The following is a 17,651-nucleotide window of genomic DNA, read 5'->3' on the forward strand; positions in this document are numbered from 1 at the left end:
AGCCACTAGTCGCAATCATGGCGAATATTTCCTGTCGAGAATCGCTATGAAGAATATTTGACACTCTCGTTACAACCTTTGCGTCCCCGCTTCATTTCAAATCATTTCGCTGCGCATGAAAAGATCCAGCAGCGTCAGGTCGAAGCGATTTTCTGTCGTTTGGCCAAATGATCGTAAGGCCGAGCACCCGCCATACGGTCGACAAATTCCCGTGACTGCCTAACCTTCACCAGCCGCATCGACGCCGCCGACGCGGTATAGCGTGAAGCCTGCCGCTGATGCTTCGGCTGCGGGATAGATGTTGCGCAGATCGACGAGGATGGGCGCGGTCATGAGGCCGGCGATCTTCTTGAGGTCAAGTGCGCGGAAAACGTCCCATTCGGTAACCAGGACAAGCACATCGGCACCGGCTGCCGCGGCATAGGGATCAGAGACCATGGTGACCTTCGGCATGAGTGCGGCAGCCGCCTCCATGCCCTCAGGATCGTAGGCACAGATGTCCGCTCCGGCATCTTCCAGTGCCTGGACGATAGCCAGCGATGGCGCATCGCGCATGTCGTCGGTGTTGGGTTTGAAGGTCAGGCCCAGCATGGCGACCTTCCTGCCCCGGGCTTCACCGCCCAGCGCCCTGATCACCTTGCGGCCCATGGCACGCTTGCGGTTGTCATTGACCTGGGCGACCGCCTCCACGATCCGGATCGGTGAGTCATAATCCTGACCGGTCTTGATCAGGGCCAGCGTATCCTTCGGGAAGCACGAGCCGCCATAGCCGGGGCCTGCATGCAGGAATTTGGAGCCGATACGGTTGTCCAGGCCAATACCGCGGGCAACATCCTTCACTTCAGCGCCGACAGCCTCGCACAGATCAGCCATCTCGTTGATGAAGGTGATCTTGGTCGCAAGGAAGGCATTGGCCGCATATTTGATCAGTTCAGCGGTCCGGCGGCTGGTGAAGAGCAATGGCGCTTCATTGAGGTAAAGCGGGCGATAGATCTGCCGCATGACCGCCGTCGCCCTGGGATCATCCGTGCCCACGACAATCCGGTCGGGCCGCTTGAAGTCCTCGATCGCCGCGCCCTCGCGCAGAAACTCCGGGTTGGAAACCGCCGCCACCTCCAGATCAGGACGTGCCTCGCGCATGATCCGCTCCACCTCGTCGCCCGTGCCGACCGGCACGGTGGATTTGGTCACGATGACCGCAGGGCCATCCAGCGCTTCCGCAATCTCCTGCGCCGCTGCATAGACATAGGTGAGATCCGCATGGCCATCACCACGGCGCGAGGGCGTTCCCACCGCAATGAAAATCGCATCGGCGCCTTTCACGCCCTCGGCCAGATCGGTTGTGAAACCAAGCCGCCCGGCCGCCACATTGCCCGCCACCAGCCCATCAAGGCCCGGCTCATAGATCGGCATCTTGCCGCCGCGGATAGCAGCGATCTTGCTCTCGTCCTTGTCAACACAGGTCACCGTGTGACCAAAATCGGCAAAGCATGCACCCGAAACAAGCCCGACATAGCCGGTGCCAATCATCGTGATCTTCATGGAACTCCTTAGCGATTCTGATGACGTTCGCGCCCTGCCTAGCATAGCATTTCGCACTTGCGAAAACTTTCACCAGGCGTTCGCCCGCAACGTCAAGACACATGACCAGAAAAATTGAGCAATTTCAGAAGCGCGCGTCAGATCTTCCATCACAATGTCTCAGAATGGGGCAGCGCGGCGCGCATGAATTAAGCATGTGGAAAGCAGCGCCAGATATAGATTATGGTTCAAAGATACCAATTGGGCAAAAAATAGATGAGAATTCTTGTTACAGGGGGAGCCGGATTTCTTGGATCCCATATTTGCGAGACTCTTCTTGCCCAGTCACATGAGGTAATCTGCGTCGACAATTTCTTTACAGGCAGTCGCCGCAATGTTCATCATCTCCTCGCCCATCCGGATTTTGAGTTGATCCGTCACGATGTAACCCTTCCACTCTTCGTCGAAGTCGATGCAATTTACAATTTTGCTTGTCCGGCAAGTCCAATCCATTACCAGCATGACCCGGTTCAGACGACGAAGACTAGCGTCATAGGCGCTATCAACATGCTTGGTTTGGCGCGCCGTCTGAAAATCCCGATCATGCAGGCATCCACCTCAGAAGTGTATGGCGATCCGGAGATTCATCCCCAAGGCGAAGGGTATTGGGGACGGGTCAATCCCATCGGTCCGCGGTCTTGCTACGATGAAGGCAAGCGGTGTGCTGAAACCCTGTTTTTCGATTATCACAGGCAGCATGGCATCGCGATCAAGGTCGCGAGGATTTTCAACACCTATGGACCAAGAATGCGGCCGGATGACGGACGCGTGATCTCGAACTTCATCGTTCAGGCTCTCAGAAATGAGCCGATCACCCTTTATGGCGATGGGTCGCAAAGCCGGTCATTCTGTTACGTGGATGACCTTGTCGATGGCCTCATCAAATTGATGGGCAGTGCGCCCCTTCTCACCGGACCAGTCAATCTCGGCCGGGATGAGGAATTCACTGTCGCCGAGCTTGCTGCTCTGATTAAAGAGATCACAGGCACACGTTCAGCCATCCGCATGCTGCCTCTGCCTACCGACGATCCGCGTCAGCGCCGTCCTGATATTGGCCTGGCGCGGCGGGAGCTGAAGTGGGAACCATCCACATCGCTCAAATCGGGCCTTGAGAAGACAATCGCTTATTTCGAGGCGGCACTTTCCACACATAATGATGGAGAGCTCGCTGCCTAGTCTCAAAGATCGGCCTCAGGATGCGACATTAGCCCCGTTCACATGTTCTGGGGAACCGACAGCCGCGCCCGCCGCGGGCGAGCTGGTATCCGTCATAATCCCGGCCTATAACGCCGAGCGATCCATTCACGAGACCCTGCTGAGCGTTCGAAGCCAGACCCACGCAGATCTGGAAATCATAGTGGTGGATGATGGCTCTGCCGATACCACAGCTGACATTGTCGATGACCATATGGCGGAAGACTCCCGTATCCTTCTACTGCGGCAGTCAAATGCGGGGGTGGCCTCCGCGCGCAATCGGGGGATAGCGGCAGCACGAGGCCGTTACTTCGCCCCGATTGACGCTGACGATCTCTGGGCTCCGGACAAAATTAAACGGCAGCTCGAAGCCGCCAATGCGGCGAAGCACCGTGTCGGCCTCGTCTATAGCTGGTTTATGACAATAGATTCAGAAGATCGCGTCCTGGAATATGTCCACAAGGTAAATACAGAAGGGAACATGCTTCGCAGACTTTGCGAGGATAATTTTGTCGGCAACGGCAGTTCACCACTTATCCTGAGAAGCGCCGCGCTGGCCGTGGGCGGATATGATCCCAGCTTGCGTCGTCAAGGCGCTGAGGGATCAGAGGACTATAAGCTTTATCTGCAAATTGCCGAAGCCTATCCGTTTGCCTTGGTCCGGGATTATCTGACCGGCTATCGTATTCATGCCGCGGGCATGTCACAGAACATACAGCAGATGAACCGTTCGAGGGCCATCGTGACCGAAGAGCTGGCACGTCGCCAACCTGATTTGCGCTTCAGATTGCGTCAGGGGAATATGCGCGCGCACCGGACTCTGCTTGTCAGGCAACTCAAAGCTCGTGCGGCACGTTCAGCGATAGCCACATTTACCGAGATGTTCAGGACTGACCCTCTGTGCGCGGCAATGGAATGGTGCATTCTGGTTGGCCGAATCTTGCGAGCTCCCTTCATTGCCAAGGCGAGAAGGCTCTCACGTGGAACAGGTGAGAAATTTACGATTGGGCATCTTGAGCATTGCGCGTGCGGCGCTACGCATCGCTCTTGGGAGAGCAATTATTCAGCCTCGCGGCGTTGAAAATTCCGTCTTAACGAGCCTGAAAATCGCTGACATTCATGCTCCCCTGATAAAATGCAGGGGTTCTGACTGGCCCATCGCAAGGCGCGGAATCACCTGGTGACAAATGGTTAAGGAATAGCCAGCTATATAGCCCCCCATTAACATGATTGCTCAAAGACGTTGAATGAGGAGGCCGAAATGACAGCTATAAATTCTGTGCGTGGCCATATCGTCAGCTGGACCCTGTTTCTTGGTCTGGTAGGCTTCGGTTTGACAATTTTTGCCGCTGCCAAGCTTTCCGAACTGATCGGCTTCAGGGAAACCTTTTAAAAATTCGGCAGCGCATCCGCTGCCTGCGCTTTGCCTTGAGCGGTAGCAAGGATGATGGCTTTGTTCGCCGTCGCCGAAGACGCGATTGCCAAAGTCAATTCCGTGACATGCAAAAGCGCATCCCCTGAAAGAGCCGGCTCCCTGCCCGACGACAGGGCATTTGCGAGATCAGCTATTCCCAGGGCATAATCCATATCATGGCGTCTGATCTTTTGACGCCAGGTCACTCGTGGGCTGGCTGCCAATCTTTTTCCTCCCACTCCAAAAATCCAGCGCGCGACGGAATGACGTCTGATCCAGTCGTAGCTTTGAGCACGCATTGTGATGGAATTGTACCGTTGCAGGCGCATCGCACATTTAGAGTGCCAGATATTATCAAGGCTAAGGACACCCAGATCCCCGATGACTCTTACCGAATGGTCGGGGGGGGCGAGGATGCTGCAGCTCATCCGGGCAATCACTCCGGACTGAAAGGTGATCGACGCGATCGAGACATCCGGCGCCACGGCGTCGGCTGGAAGATCTGGATGCTTGTCAGGCACGGTGCATGCGGCAAATGCGGTAACAGATTCAGCCTGTCCAAATAATTTGGTCATCCAAGCAAGATGGTATCCGGCATGTTCCATGGTGCAACCGGTCTGAAACTCATCACGCCAGGGCCATGACATCCCGTTCGGGCTCTCCCAACTTCCCGGATCCATGAGATGAATTGGTCCATCGTCGAGCTCCGCGTAGACAAGCCTGGGCTGGCCGATGAGACCTTCCCTTATTGCTGAGCAGAAAGCCTGAAGCGACGGCGCGAGACTGATGCATGGTGCGCCGGAAAGTTGAACTCCCTGATGCTTGGCTATTCTGATCAGCTCCGCCGCATCTTCGATCGAAGTGGCGAGAGGTTTCTCACAATAGACGTTTTTACCGGCTTCCAGCGCTGCCTTTGTTGTAACAAAATGCTGGGACGGATTGGTAAGATTGACAACAATCTCGACTGACTTGTCGCCGAGCATCTCCTCCAGACTGCCATATTGCCGGCCACCATGGACGGAACAAAAATGCCGACATTTCACCTCATCACGATCATAGGATCCCGCGAGCCGCAGATTTTCATGAAGCTTGAGATTGAGAGCGTAGAAGTCCGCAACGAAGCCGCATCCGAGAAAGGCGATACCGACATTTTTACCATCGCCCGCAATCCGGTCGCCATCATGCCATGGCCCGGCACCCGAAAAACGGTCAACAAGGTCAAGAGCCGCCGATCGCAATCGATCGAGCCCGTTACCGATTTTACGGAAGCCAGTCATGAATTGCCGGCTCCGGCCGTGTGCTTTCCTTTCATGCCGGCAACCAGCCTGCAAGTCACGATCTGGCGCTTTCATTGACGGCAGCAGGCATTTTCGTAGCGCAGGCCGCGACGATCACCGGAAAGACCGGATCATATCCCGTCAATTTGTGCATATTGACCTCTTCGAGCGCTGCGCCATCGATGAAAGCCGAGGCCGCGTAGAAATTCCCATAGTTTGAGAATTGGGACGAGCCTGAGCCAAAAACCTCATCAACCAGCCGCTGCAGCGCGATCGGGCTCAGGGACCAATACCAGGTTGTCTGCCATTCATATTGATCCAGGGGCGTGATCCCGGGCGCGGTAAGGAGCAAAACTCCGCCCGGCTTCAATGCCCGCCGGATTTGGAGCAGAGCGGCCTTCATGTCGTAGATCAAGTGAATGGTCTGGGTGAGAATGATGCAGTCAAAGGCAGCATCTTCCAGCGTCAACGGATCAGAGATGTCACCGACTATGGTAGCAACCGGATTGCCGGGGTGCACATGGAGAACCTCCTGCTGTGAAACTGCCTCCACGCCAAAGCGCCGGGAATATGTGGCGTCACCGATCTCAAGTACCCGTCCGGCTATCCGATGCGCATGTGAACCGAGGAACAATTCTATATAGTGCCGGTCAATCGGGGTCCCGCGATCAAAGCCAAAATTTCTGCTGAGCGGCTCGCTCCTTGCGGCCCACCGCCATCGCGATCCCAAACGCCGCAATGCGTTCCGCACCGCCTTGCCGGCGCTGTATAATGGCGCGCGATTCCGGCTCGATTTCTCCACAACATTACTCCATAGCCATCAATCAGTCTTATGACCGATTGCGGAAATTGGCCATGATTCTTGAAGGAGCGGGAATATCATCGATTGGCAGCGGGAGCGAGGTCAGGGGTCCGGGGTCGCGATGCAGAAACCTACGCATATTATTCGTCCGACACAGCGCTGGTATGGGCTGGGTTTCAATGAACTGCTTCTTTATCGCGAACTGCTCCTGTTCTTTGCCTGGCGGGATGTAAAGGTCAGATATCAACAGACCGCGCTAGGCGTCATGTGGGTGATTATTCAGCCATTGCTTTACGGCCTTGCCTTCTCGCTGATTTTCGGACGCCTGCTGGGCCCCCAATCAAACAATATTCCCTATCCGTTGTTCTGCTTTGCCGGGCTTGTCATCTGGAATCTGTTCAGCACTGGCGTGTCATTGGCCTCCGCCAGCGTGGTGTCTCATGGCGAGCTTATCCAGAAGGTCTATTTTCCACGCCTCATACTACCGTTGTCGGCAGTTGCGATAGCATTGGTGGATTTCTCGATTAATCTCGGTGCCCTGTTTCTTCTTATGGCCTATTATGGCGTTGTGCCAACCATCCACCTCATCTTTGCCCCCATCTTGATCATAGTGGCAGCGGGCACGGCCCTCGGCTTTGGCGCATCCCTCGCGGCACTAAACGTCCAGTACCGCGATATCCGACATATCACGCCCTTTTTGATGCAAATATGGCTGCTGGCTACCCCTGTCGCCTATCCAGCCAGGCTGATATCTTCCGATTGGTCGATCCTTCTCGCCCTCAACCCTATGAGCGGGATCGTCGAAGGTTTCAGATGGGCCGTGCTCGGTACACATGCCCCGAATCTCCATGACGCAGCCTCCTCCTTCGCCATCAGCGGTTTGGCTTTGTTCGGCGGGATATTGCTTTTCAGGCGCCTGCAATATCGATTTGCAGATATTATTTGATGACACCGGTTGTCCAAGCAGAACATATCTCGAAGCTGTATCGCCTTGGGCAGAAAGGGCGCGGTTCGCTCCGGGAATCCGTAAGCTCCTGGAGCAGCAGACTTTTGGGCGCAGCGCAACATTCCGTCGAAACGGACTATTGGGCATTGCGGGATGTTTCGTTCAAGGTCGCCGCCGGCGAAGCGGTCGGCATCATAGGCAAAAATGGTGCTGGCAAGAGCACCCTTCTCAAGATCCTTTCACGTATTACTCCACCCACGTCCGGCACAGTGGCATTCCAGGGCAATATTGGATCCTTGCTCGAGGTTGGCACGGGATTTCATCCCGATCTTTCCGGCCGCGACAACGTCTTTCTGAATGGTATCATTCTGGGCATGTCCCGTCGCGACGTTGCCCGGCGCTTTGATGAAATCGTCGCTTTTGCGGAGATCGAGCAATTTATCGACACCCCGGTAAAACGCTATTCCAGTGGAATGTATCTGCGGCTCGCATTCGCCGTGGCAGCACATCTCGACAGCGATATCCTGCTTGTTGACGAGGTTCTTGCCGTCGGTGACGCTGCATTTCAGCGAAAATGTCTTTCCCGGATGGAGGAAGTGACATCCGACGGTAGAGCGATCCTGTTTGTCAGCCATAATCTCACCGCAATCCAGGCGCTCTGCAGCCGGACGATGTGGATCAATGACGGGCTGATCGCGCAGGATGGACCAACCAAGGATGTTCTTGGTACCTATCTGCGCACCACAATAGCGTCAGGACAGTCCCACTCGCCACATCATCGCGTATGGACCGAAGACGAGGCCCCCAGTTCCGGGCAAGTCTCTTTAGTCGAAGCGCGGCTATCACCTATCGATGGTGCGTCAGGCGAGCCGATCGACGTCGATACCGCATTCACAATCGAGCTGCTGTTGAACATACGCTCCGACAAAGTAGTCATCAATCCATCCATTTCGTTGATGAACGAGCAGGACATCATCGTCTTCGACTCCGGACCAACGGAGAGACCCGTCAGCTGGACTTTGGGTATGCATCATCTGCGCTGCGACATACCGGCACATCTCCTGAACGACGGCGTATATCGCATTGCGCTTCGTATCTATGAGGATGGAGATGCGACCTTATCAATACCCGAGCTTCTTCTGGTTGAGGTTCTCGACAGTCTTGAGAACCGGCATGGCTGGTACGGGAAATGGGACGGTGTCGTTCGGCCGGCGCTCATATGGCAGCGCAATGAGATAAGGTCCTTGCCTCATCGACTGCCTTGAAGGCGGCGAAGGAGCCCCCGGCGCATCCGGCGGGATCGGTATGCCAGTATTGCCGTCCAGTCACGAACCTTCAGCGCGGCATATTTGCCCGAAAGCGCGGCCCTGGCACGGCGCATCGCGCTTCTGCTACTTGCCCGGTACAGCGCATGGTCTCGAAGATAGGTCTCCGCCCAATCGAGAAATGCCGATCTGGCAGGATGTGGGCCCATCCTGTCATACTCACCTTCCCGCACGGAAATAGCCGACACCGAGCTGCCATGTTGCCGGTACTGGGCGGTTACGACAGCGTCGATCAATATTTTCTCTGAGGAAAAGACTTTAACCCAGAGGGTCTGGTCTTCATAGAGCCGGAACTGATCTTCGAAACCGCCACGATCGCACACAATGCTCTTGCGCATCATCACTGCACAAATGCAGGGCACATGTCCGTGGAGCAGCAGCACAATCTCGTCGAGCAGATAAGGCGCATCATATAGCGCTTCAGGTCCGACATTTTCGATCCAGTCCAGGGCAGGGTCATCGGGATACCACCAGTGCGTCGGCCCATAAACCATGGCAACATCCGGGAACGCATCAAGCTTCGCTGACTGATGTGCAAGCTTGTCCGGCAGAAAAATGTCATCAGCATCTAGGAATGCAACATATTCGCCCGCAGCTTGCTTAAGCGCAAAATTACGCGCGCCGGCAGCACCGCTTCTCCCATTTGGCGCGTTGGAAAACGAACGGATACGTGGGTCCGCAGCCGCGCGCGCGTCAGCGATCATCCGGCTGTCATCGATCGATCCATCATCGACGAGAAGCAGCTCCCAATCAGCAAAACTTTGCGCTTCCACACTGGCGATGGCGGCCCCAAGGTACAGGCTTGCATCGCGATAGGGCGTGATGACGGAGATGCGCGGAGAATTCATTCCGCGGCCCGCTTGCCCAGAAGGGTCCGGACTGACCGTCTGATGGCGGCGAACCTCAACAGTCTCCGCTTTCGCAAAATGCGCCTGCGGCGAATATCCGTCACCGGGAAATAATCGCGCAGATAGACGTCAAGTGCGCGCAAGTATCGCAAATGCGCTGAATGGTTTGCGCAAAAGTCATGTTCCAGCACAGTGGCTGAACCCTCATGTTGTCGATAGTCAGCCCAGTGGCTGCCGGACACATGGATCGTATGCAAAGCCATAAGCTTGGCAAAAACGAGCTGATCCTCGAACATCCCGCGAAACCGGTCATCGAAGCCGCCGACACCTATCAACGCATCCCGCCGTATCATCGCGTTGCAGGTCGTGGGTGTCTGAAATCTGTTGTCGATGAGATAAAGGAAAGGCCTGGCCGGAGGATAGGATTGATCGGCTATTATCCCCAGGTCGTAGAAATAATCCTTGCCGGTTGAATTCTCATTCCAGCTGAACCAGATTTTTGTTCGACCGTAGACCATCGCTGTTTCTGGCTCGGCTTCCAATATGGCGACCTGATCCTGAAGCTTGCGTGGCAACCAAAAATCGTCGGCGTCGAGAAAGGCGATCAGATCCCCACGCGCCTTGGCTATTCCCAGATTACGCGTGGCGCTCATCCCGTGATTGCCGCCATCGGCATGTCGGAGAAGTGTTATACGCGCATCGCCTGAGCAATAGGCGTCAACAATGTCCCGTGTGCCATCTGTCGAGCCGTCATCCACGACGAGCAATTCCCAGTCATCATAGGTCTGGGCCAATACACTCTCTATGGCTTCACGGATGAACCGCTCGCCGTTGAGTACGATGATGATCGCCGACACCTTGGGAATAGCGCGTGATACGATCATCAACCGGTTACTTTTTTGAACAACAAAGTCGCGGTAGCGAGAACAAGTTCAAATGGCGCCGTCCTCAGAAGCGAAAATCCCTGCCCTATTTTCCTTGAGACTGGCGTACGCCAAACCGCACGAAGCCAGCGCTCACAATAAAGTTTCTTCCACTGGCGGACACCCGCCCTCAGCGCATCATATTCCCCCGCATCCCTGGCCTCACTCCGCTGAAATCTAAGAACATTCAGCACCGACGTAAGCATCATGGCGGAATCGGCCGACATGTTTCCGCCATGATGCCAATATTCTGCCGTTACGGCTGAACCACAGGTCACAGGATACCGCCGGCTCAACCGCAAATACAGGTCGTAATCCTCGCAGGCTCTGAGCTCCTCCCGAAATCCCCCAATGGATTCCAGCGGTGTCCGGCGATACAGGACCGTTGCGTGCATTCCGATAAGATTTTCTCGCAGGAATGCGGCATAGGCCCAGCGAGGCGCGCTTCGAAAAATGGCTGGCCTAGCTTCCTCCACCGTAACAATATCATACGCCGCATAGCCAAATGCCGCATAGGGATCAGCATCCAGCAGTTCGAGACCATAGGAAATGGCCTGGGACCGCAATTGGTCGTCCGCATCAAGAAAGAGGATATGGTCGGCGGTCGATGCCCTAAGGCCGGTGTTGCGGGCGCACGCCAGCCCCTTATTATCCTGTCTGATTATCCTCACGTCCGGATACCGGGCAACAATCGCCGCGGGATCGTCCCTGGAACCATCATCAACGACAATGATCTCCCGGGGCATCCTGCTCTGGGCAAGCACACTGTCGATTGCGCTGGCCAGAAAATGGGCATGATTATAACTGGTTATGATGACAGCGACATCCACAGTCTTTTGCTTCATATCGGCAGCCCCCGGCGGGCGGGAATATTAAGCGAGGCGACCGAACGCCTCAACCCGTCTTCAAAGCTGACCGGCGGAGAATAGCCCAATATTTTCTCGGCCTTCGCGATGGGCAGTTGATAGCGGCAACTCTGCAACAGGGCTTGTTCATAGGCAGCTTCGGACCACGCATGATCACGGACTATTCGTTGCTTTATCTGCCGTATCCAGTTCGGGATCCTCCGCCCGGATAATGGTCCGGAATAGCGGGCCAGAACCTCTTCCGAGGACAAGTGTGGCAGCTGGTCGAAGTCTATCCCCAATGCTCTGGCGACAGGTTCCTGCAGATCCCGCCACCGCACGCTCGCTTTGTCATTGATGAGGAATGCCTGGCACGGAGCGAGTTTGGCATGCAACGCCTGCTCAATCGCGTGGACAAGATTGTCTATATAGACTGCGTTGCAAATACCCTGTCCACGATCAAAGACAGTGACGACGTCAGCGTACAGATCATCGGCAAAACCCTGCGTCCAGCGCGAGCCGGGGCCATAAACCACGGTCGGTCGCAATATCACCACCTCGACGTCACCGCCCCGGCGCATCGCGGCGAGGCATTCTTCCGCCCTGATCTTTGCCAGATTATAGGCAAATGGCTGTACATGCCTGAGCATCGAACTTTCGTCCGTGCCATAGTCAGGCGCTTGCCCGTGCACTACACCAGTACTGAGATAGATGATGCGCGACACACCCGCTTTTTCCGACGCGCTGTATATCGGTGCAACGATATCTTCGATCATGTCAGCACTTCCAGCGATTGACACGATCACGGCCTCGCAGCCCTGAAGTACCCGGGTTACCGACTGTTCATCCCGTGCGTCAGCCTCAACCATATGAGCGATTGCGCCTGTAGTGCGGCGGGTGACCGGAACAACGGCATAACCTCCATGCGCACGTAACAATGTCACGATGCGCTGCCCAATAAATCCGGCTGCTCCCAGAACCGCCAATTTCATAACGACCTGGCGCGCAATGTGCGAAAGCCGAGGCGCAGGGCACGTAACAGCGTCCCTGCCGAGCGCGACAGATGCAGGGCCGCAAGGGCATGTGCACGTGCCGCGGAAAGATCACCCGTGGCATAATAACGATGTCCCTTCTCCAGGGCGGAGCGGGCATAGGCCTCTCGCGCCGCCTTCCTGGTCTCGGCACGGCTTGCCGCGGGAAGAATGGGAGCCATCATGTCGATCGCACGCGCGGTGAAATGGAGTTCTCTCGCCGAGCGGCTGTTCCGATCCGTCGTCGAATCAGGCCTTTGACGATATTCAGCGAGGGGAGCCGGCTCATACCAGACGGGATAATGGGCGGCGATCCTCACCCACATCTCCCAGTCTTCCGCGCATTCGAGACGGCTATCGAAGGATCCAAGTGTTTCCCAGACCGATCTGCGCACCGCGATCGATGGTGTGGTGATGCGCTGTTCCGATGCCAGACAGGCGAGAGCGTCTGGTATCCGGCCAGCCCACGGCTGCTCCTGCCGCATAGTCTCGATCAGCTTCCCATCGCCGTCGATCAGCGACCATCGGCAGAACGCCGCGCCGATGTCCGGATCCTGATGAAACGCAGACGTCATCGCAGCATAGAAGCCGGGACGGACCCGATCATCGCCATGGAGCAGATGGACAATATTGCCTCGGGACCGACGGAGGCATTCAGTGAAATTCGCTATCTGTCCGACATTCGCCGCATGTTGATAAACGGACACCCTTCCCTGCCCTATCTTTTGCACAACCTCATGCACATTGTCCGTGGAGGCGTCGTCCACAACTTCGATCTGCATGGCTGACGTACCCATATCCTGCGCCAGAACAGATTCGAGCGTTTCCCCAAGATATTGTGCACAATTATAGCTGGGGATCATGATCGACCATAAAGGACGATCGCCACCTTCTGGCAGCGGGGCGATGCGGGAGCGGTATTGTTCGGTCACCGCCAGCCGGTCCCACAGCCTATCGCCCTGACCCAGCGCCTCGCCGGCGATATTCCAAAAGGTATCCCGCCAGTCCGGATAGCCAGTTTCAGACAATGCCAGGCTTCCTTGCGATCCCCCAGGCCGAAATAGCGCTCTGCCCACCCCAGAAAATAATCTCGGCTTCCGTTGCGCGCATGGAGCCTGCGATGTCCCTCAAATGCCTCGTCCATGGCACGATATGTCCGGCTGATCATATCAAGCTTGGCCCTGCCGGGAAGCGAGGTAAACATGCCACCTTCGTGCAGACGATATGCCGCAACAGGCTCGTCGATGAACAGCAGGTCCCCTGTTTCTGAGCTCAGGATATAAAGCGGCCAGTCAGTGATGGGGAACATCGCTTCGTACCAGCGCCCGAGACGGAACAGTGATGCGGTGCGGATCATACCCGCTGCTGTAGCGAAAGGATTGCCGCGCCAGATGTCGAAGCTGTTCGTCCGGTACGGTTGGGTGGCAGGTGTCCACCGCGTATCACTGGTCTCCATTCCGTCTCGAACGATGAGGGCATTGTGGAAACAGGCAGAGGCATCCAGATGATGGTCCAGCAGCCGGGCTTGACGCTCGAGCTTGTCCCTGACCAGCCAATGGTCGTCTCCGTCCAGCAAACACATATATCGTCCCCTCGCCGCCCGGATGCCGCGTGCGACGACCTCGTTGGACCGCAGATTGACCGGAGACAGGAAAAGCCTTATCCGCGGATCCCGGGAAGCCGCCTCCCGCACAATATCCGTCGTACGATCCGTGGAAGCATCCTCGCTGATGATGAGCTCAAATGTATATTCGGTGTGCTGTGTCAGCACAGTGTCTATGGCATGGGCCACAAAAGGCTCATGATTATAGGTACACAGGATGACGGAAATATCGGGTCCAGGATGTTCGGGCATGGCAGTTGTCACAGCTTGCTCATGGCACGGGAAAGCTTCACGGCAGTCCAGTTCTCCGTCCGGAGGCGGGGCAACCTGAACACGGAACTGTCCTTCCTGACACGCCCTTGCTCTGTGGTGACGGCGCAGACGAACCCTGACCTTGCCGCCAGGTCCACCGCCCTGTCATCCAGAAGGCCGTAAGGATAGGCGAAGCTCAGCGGCGCGGCTCCATTGCGCATGTTGCACCATGCGAAGCTTCCCTGGATTTCCGATGCCAGTTCCTGATCGGTCCGCGCCGTCAAGGCCGCGTGGGTGAGTGTATGCCCGCCAAATGCCATGCCGAGGCGGTGCGCCGCCGTTATTTCCGCTTCATCCATCAGGCGATGGCTGGCGCGAGGCTCACCGCTTATTCCGACCTGATCCCGGAGTTGCGCGATGACAGTACGCTGTGCCCCCGCCGCCAGCGGCAAAAGCTTCTCCCATATCGAAAGATAAGCTTTCTGCCGCGCGGTTGCCGCCGGTGAATCGGTGGGCCAGACACGGTCGCCCGGGTCACGAGGTCCCAACTGCACGACCTGCACCCCATTCCCGATATCCAGATCAAGCCTGTCAGAATGGCTCGAGAGGATGATCCGTTCAAGATCATCCCACCAGCATTCTTCCCCTCGCGTGATAAGTTCCGGACAAAGGAAGACGGTGGATGCAAGGTTGTAAGCAGCAAGGATGGGAGCAGCCATGGCGCCGTTGCAGGCATAGCCATCATCGAAGGTGATCGCCACAGCCCTGGCCGGGAGTCGGCCCTTTTGGAGCTCATGGGCAAAATCAGGCAGCGGTAGAACAAGGCGGTTACGGGAGAGCCACTCGGCCTGGCGACGGAACCGGTCGGGCGTGACGGCAAGACCCCAGGGATCGAAGCTCTCATCGGCAATGCGATGGTACATCAAAATCACCGGAACATTGATCCCGAGCGCCGCTCTCGCGCTTCTCAATGTTCGGGCAATGCGACGCCGGACCATAGAAACCCCAGAAACCGATCTTTCCGGAAGCCTGGACCGCCATAAGGAAGATCAATCAAAACTAACATCATATTGGCTGGAAGAGCCAGCCAATTTCACCCCGTGGGCTAGACGCTGCAGACAGCCTCATGGCCTCTGACAGCAAGGCACCTAACAGCAAAAGGCCTCGAAATTGGTAAACAGGCACATAGAATTCCGGAGGAAAGCTATGACCAAATTTAGGCGAACATTCCTTTGCGATCAATGAACCGGATGAAGCGGCCCTCAAACTTCGTCACAAATTGAGACGCTTACTTCACAGGGGCCTTCAACATTATTGGAAAATAAACGGGCTATCCCTAAGCCCGTCCATGCGGAAGATTTTTGGATAGTGATCTTCTCATTCCCGCGTCGATGAGAGTAACATGAAGAAGGTGCTGGTTACAGGCGGAGCCGGATATATAGGCTCCCACTGCTGCAAGGCTTTCAGCCGTGCCGGCTGGGATGTGGCCGCGCTCGACAATCTTTCACGCGGAAATCGCGCAGCTATCCGCTGGGGGCATTTATATGAAGGGGACGTCGCGGACACGCCCTTCGTCAAAAGCGTCCTGGAGGAATTTCAACCCGACATCGTCGCGCATTTCGCGGCCTTCGCCTATGTCGGCGAGTCTGTCGAACATCCCGAACTATATTATGCGAATAATGTCGGCGGGACCCTTTCGCTGCTGGAAGCCATGCGGGCAGAGGGGTGCTCACGGCTGATATTCTCAAGCACATGCGCGACTTATGGGGATCCAGTCTATCTGCCAATCGATGAAAAGCATCCGCAGCAGCCTGTAAATCCCTATGGCTGGTCGAAATTCACGGTTGAGCGCATGCTCGAGGACTATGCTGCGGCACATTCGTTCTCCTCTGTGATCTTGCGCTACTTCAATGCCGCGGGCTGCGATCCAGAGGGCGAAATCGGGGAGGATCATAGCCCGGAAACGCATGCGTTGCCTCTGCTTATCACAGCAGCTTTGGACTCCAATGCCGCGTTCTTTCTGAACGGCTGTGACTTCGACACTCCGGACGGCAGTGCAATACGCGATTTCATCCATGTGTCCGATCTCGCGAATGCCCATGTAGCTGCCGGAGAACGGCTTCTGGAGGCTTTGCCGCGGGCAGAGGCCTTCAATCTTGGTACTGGCTCGGGCATTTCCATCCTTGAGCTCGTGAAGGCAGTGGAAAAGGCCACGGGCCGCACCATCAGTCTTCAGCTACGCGAGCGGCGTACAGGCGATCCAGCAGTTCTGGTCGCAGCGGCGGATCGGGCCTGTAAAGACCTCAAATGGCAGCCACGCCAATCAGGTCTTTTCGAAATCATCGATACGGCACTTGCATGGCAACGAAACAAACAGGAATCATGAGATGGATTTTGCCGCTAAAATGCGCATCCCTTTCACGGGCTCCTTATCAATGATCATTAGCGAAGTCGGCCTGATCCCATCTGGCCTGGAATCCATATCGGGGGACATGGAGTGAGGGAATTCAGACATCTGTGGCGCAAGAATTACATATACAGGAAGAATCTCACCCCCAAGAAACTCTTCAATATTGCAAGAAGGGGTGCGGCATATCTTCTGAAGAACCCGAATATCGGAGGATATCCCATCCATTTGAAAGTGGATGTAGCCCCGTCATGCCAACTGTCCTGCCCGGTCTGCATTCACGGGTCCCTGAGCCGAGACCAGAAGAAGTCCCTGCCCGCCAGCATGACGATAGAAACATTCAGGACGCTGGTGGATCAGGTGAAGGGGCATAGCCATGTCATGTCGCTTTACAATCTTGGCGAACCGCTCATGAACAGGGATCTCGTCGAGATGATCCGATATGCAAGCGCGGCCAACATCAACACTTATGTCACCAGCAATTTCAGCTTTTCCCTGAGTGACGAGCGCTTGCGCGAATTGGCTACGTCAGGCCTGACCGCGATACTGGTCGCGGTCGATGGAATTTCGTCGGAGACATTCGGCAAGCACCGTATCCGCGGACGCTGGGATCTGGTGGACTCCAATCTCCGTCGGTTTGCGGCGCTTGCGGGCAAGTCAGGCCCGAGGCTTATCCTGCAATATATATGCTTTGATCATAATGAGCATGAATGGCCGAAGATCGAAAGTTTCTGCAAGGAGATGGGCATAGACGCCCCACTGGTCATCGATGGCGCAACCACGCCATGGGTCGAGGATTTCCAACCCCGCCATACAATGCCGCGAAAAGGCGGAAAACTTCCGCTTTGCGGCTGGCCTTACTTCTCGGCATTGGTCAGCCCCGACGGACTGCTTTTCGGATGCTGCCATTATCGCATGGAGGAAAATTATCTGGCGCTCGATAGACGGCGCGCGATGGGCGATATCCGCACATCCACTGTGAAAAACATATATCGGTCGGAACCCTACCGCCTGGCCAGATCGCTGGCCTCGAAACCGACAGCGCCCGAACAGAAAGGACATTTCTGTGAAAGCTGCCCGGTCCTCAATGACGGTCCGCATTTGCCGCGCGAGACGTTCAGCCCGGATAATTGACCGCGAAAACAGCGTCCTCACATTTTCAGGTTAAGGAGCTTTTCCGGGCGTGAGCTTTACTGCTCGCGC

Annotated in this window: 17 protein-coding genes; 7 read left to right on the forward strand and 10 right to left on the reverse strand. The window is 56.0% G+C overall.

Annotated features, from left to right (window positions below):
- Window positions 1-219: 219 nt before the first annotated feature.
- Window positions 220-1,542: a UDP-glucose dehydrogenase family protein gene (locus tag KFK14_RS22445; RefSeq protein ID WP_212609198.1), complete on the reverse strand. Its 1,323-nt coding sequence runs from the start codon at window positions 1,540-1,542 to the stop codon at window positions 220-222.
- Between the two features lie 255 nt (window positions 1,543-1,797).
- Between KFK14_RS22445 and KFK14_RS22450 the strand changes: the two genes are divergently transcribed.
- The 3 genes from KFK14_RS22450 (at window position 1,798) to KFK14_RS24295 (ending at window position 4,168) form a co-directional block, all read left to right on the forward strand.
- Entirely contained in the window at window positions 1,798-2,757 is a 960-nt protein-coding gene (locus KFK14_RS22450; RefSeq protein ID WP_212609199.1) for a UDP-glucuronic acid decarboxylase family protein, read from the forward strand.
- Window positions 2,758-2,854: 97 nt separating this feature from the next.
- The gene (locus KFK14_RS22455; protein ID WP_425516694.1) at window positions 2,855-3,856 is read left to right on the forward strand and encodes a glycosyltransferase family 2 protein; all 1,002 of its coding nucleotides are present in this window, start codon (window positions 2,855-2,857) and stop codon (window positions 3,854-3,856) included.
- 180 nt (window positions 3,857-4,036) lie between these two features.
- Entirely contained in the window at window positions 4,037-4,168 is a 132-nt protein-coding gene (locus KFK14_RS24295; RefSeq protein WP_281417169.1) for a hypothetical protein, read from the forward strand.
- On the opposite strand, the gene KFK14_RS22460 is transcribed toward KFK14_RS24295, so the two are convergent.
- Window positions 4,165-5,466, reverse strand: a complete 1,302-nt coding sequence (locus KFK14_RS22460) for a Gfo/Idh/MocA family protein (RefSeq protein ID WP_212609201.1) — start codon at window positions 5,464-5,466, stop codon at window positions 4,165-4,167. The genes KFK14_RS24295 and KFK14_RS22460 overlap by 4 nt on opposite strands.
- Before the next feature lie 55 nt (window positions 5,467-5,521).
- Window positions 5,522-6,268, reverse strand: a complete 747-nt coding sequence (locus tag KFK14_RS22465) for a class I SAM-dependent methyltransferase (protein ID WP_212609202.1) — start codon at window positions 6,266-6,268, stop codon at window positions 5,522-5,524.
- A 121-nt stretch (window positions 6,269-6,389) separates the two neighbouring features.
- Here KFK14_RS22465 and KFK14_RS22470 point away from each other — a divergent pair, with 121 nt between their 5' ends.
- Window positions 6,390-7,214, forward strand: a complete 825-nt coding sequence (locus tag KFK14_RS22470) for an ABC transporter permease (RefSeq protein ID WP_212609203.1) — start codon at window positions 6,390-6,392, stop codon at window positions 7,212-7,214.
- Window positions 7,214-8,479 carry an ABC transporter ATP-binding protein gene (locus KFK14_RS22475; RefSeq protein WP_212609204.1) on the forward strand — a complete coding sequence of 422 codons (1,266 nt, stop codon included), beginning with the start codon at window positions 7,214-7,216 and terminating at the stop codon, window positions 8,477-8,479. The genes KFK14_RS22470 and KFK14_RS22475 overlap by 1 nt, the downstream gene beginning before the upstream one ends.
- Here the strand turns inward: KFK14_RS22475 and KFK14_RS22480 are convergent.
- Genes KFK14_RS22480 through KFK14_RS22510 form a run of 7 tightly spaced genes read right to left on the reverse strand, consistent with a single transcriptional unit; the run spans window position 8,464 to window position 15,039 of the window.
- Complete coding sequence (locus KFK14_RS22480; protein ID WP_212609205.1) at window positions 8,464-9,387, reverse strand: glycosyltransferase family 2 protein; 924 nt, start codon at window positions 9,385-9,387, stop codon at window positions 8,464-8,466. The genes KFK14_RS22475 and KFK14_RS22480 overlap by 16 nt on opposite strands.
- Entirely contained in the window at window positions 9,384-10,271 is an 888-nt protein-coding gene (locus KFK14_RS22485; protein WP_246525078.1) for a glycosyltransferase family 2 protein, read from the reverse strand. The genes KFK14_RS22480 and KFK14_RS22485 overlap by 4 nt, the downstream gene beginning before the upstream one ends.
- Window positions 10,271-11,155, reverse strand: coding sequence for a glycosyltransferase family 2 protein (locus KFK14_RS22490; protein ID WP_212609207.1), 885 nt, complete (start codon window positions 11,153-11,155; stop codon window positions 10,271-10,273). Before KFK14_RS22490 ends, KFK14_RS22485 begins: the two co-directional genes overlap by 1 nt.
- Complete coding sequence (locus KFK14_RS22495) at window positions 11,152-12,147, reverse strand: NAD-dependent epimerase/dehydratase family protein (RefSeq protein WP_212609208.1); 996 nt, start codon at window positions 12,145-12,147, stop codon at window positions 11,152-11,154. Before KFK14_RS22495 ends, KFK14_RS22490 begins: the two co-directional genes overlap by 4 nt.
- Entirely contained in the window at window positions 12,144-13,118 is a 975-nt protein-coding gene (locus tag KFK14_RS22500) for a glycosyltransferase (RefSeq protein ID WP_212609209.1), read from the reverse strand. The genes KFK14_RS22495 and KFK14_RS22500 overlap by 4 nt, the downstream gene beginning before the upstream one ends.
- Window positions 13,115-14,041, reverse strand: a complete 927-nt coding sequence (locus KFK14_RS22505; protein WP_212609210.1) for a glycosyltransferase family 2 protein — start codon at window positions 14,039-14,041, stop codon at window positions 13,115-13,117. The genes KFK14_RS22500 and KFK14_RS22505 overlap by 4 nt, the downstream gene beginning before the upstream one ends.
- Before the next feature lie 8 nt (window positions 14,042-14,049).
- Window positions 14,050-15,039 (reverse strand): polysaccharide deacetylase family protein, encoded by a 990-nt coding sequence (locus KFK14_RS22510; protein ID WP_212609211.1) that lies wholly within the window; start codon window positions 15,037-15,039, stop codon window positions 14,050-14,052.
- Between the two features lie 404 nt (window positions 15,040-15,443).
- Between KFK14_RS22510 and galE the strand changes: the two genes are divergently transcribed.
- Both galE and KFK14_RS22520 read left to right on the forward strand, forming a co-directional pair.
- Complete coding sequence (gene galE / locus KFK14_RS22515) at window positions 15,444-16,427, forward strand: UDP-glucose 4-epimerase GalE (protein WP_212609212.1); 984 nt, start codon at window positions 15,444-15,446, stop codon at window positions 16,425-16,427.
- A gap of 255 nt (window positions 16,428-16,682) precedes the next feature.
- Window positions 16,683-17,582, forward strand: coding sequence for a radical SAM/SPASM domain-containing protein (locus tag KFK14_RS22520; RefSeq protein WP_246525079.1), 900 nt, complete (start codon window positions 16,683-16,685; stop codon window positions 17,580-17,582).
- Window positions 17,583-17,651: the final 69 nt, after the last annotated feature.

The organism is Sphingobium phenoxybenzoativorans, from assembly GCF_018286635.1.
In the GTDB taxonomy this organism is placed as follows: Bacteria; Pseudomonadota; Alphaproteobacteria; order Sphingomonadales; family Sphingomonadaceae; genus Sphingobium; species Sphingobium phenoxybenzoativorans.

Bases quoted from the DNA above. Each gene is read 5' to 3' on its own strand.
- KFK14_RS22485 (WP_246525078.1), bottom strand. From the start codon at position 10,271: ATGATCGTATCACGCGCTATTCCCAAGGTGTCGGCGATCATCATCGTA.
- KFK14_RS22475 (WP_212609204.1), top strand. From the start codon at position 7,214: ATGACACCGGTTGTCCAAGCAGAACATATCTCGAAGCTGTATCGCCTT.
- galE (WP_212609212.1), top strand. From the start codon at position 15,444: ATGAAGAAGGTGCTGGTTACAGGCGGAGCCGGATATATAGGCTCCCAC.
- KFK14_RS22445 (WP_212609198.1), bottom strand. From the start codon at position 1,542: ATGAAGATCACGATGATTGGCACCGGCTATGTCGGGCTTGTTTCGGGT.
- KFK14_RS22495 (WP_212609208.1), bottom strand. From the start codon at position 12,147: ATGAAATTGGCGGTTCTGGGAGCAGCCGGATTTATTGGGCAGCGCATC.
- KFK14_RS22510 (WP_212609211.1), bottom strand. From the start codon at position 15,039: ATGGTCCGGCGTCGCATTGCCCGAACATTGAGAAGCGCGAGAGCGGCG.
- KFK14_RS22470 (WP_212609203.1), top strand. From the start codon at position 6,390: ATGCAGAAACCTACGCATATTATTCGTCCGACACAGCGCTGGTATGGG.
- KFK14_RS22505 (WP_212609210.1), bottom strand. From the start codon at position 14,041: ATGCCCGAACATCCTGGACCCGATATTTCCGTCATCCTGTGTACCTAT.
- KFK14_RS22480 (WP_212609205.1), bottom strand. From the start codon at position 9,387: ATGAATTCTCCGCGCATCTCCGTCATCACGCCCTATCGCGATGCAAGC.
- KFK14_RS22490 (WP_212609207.1), bottom strand. From the start codon at position 11,155: ATGAAGCAAAAGACTGTGGATGTCGCTGTCATCATAACCAGTTATAAT.
- KFK14_RS22450 (WP_212609199.1), top strand. From the start codon at position 1,798: ATGAGAATTCTTGTTACAGGGGGAGCCGGATTTCTTGGATCCCATATT.
- KFK14_RS24295 (WP_281417169.1), top strand. From the start codon at position 4,037: ATGACAGCTATAAATTCTGTGCGTGGCCATATCGTCAGCTGGACCCTG.
- KFK14_RS22460 (WP_212609201.1), bottom strand. From the start codon at position 5,466: ATGACTGGCTTCCGTAAAATCGGTAACGGGCTCGATCGATTGCGATCG.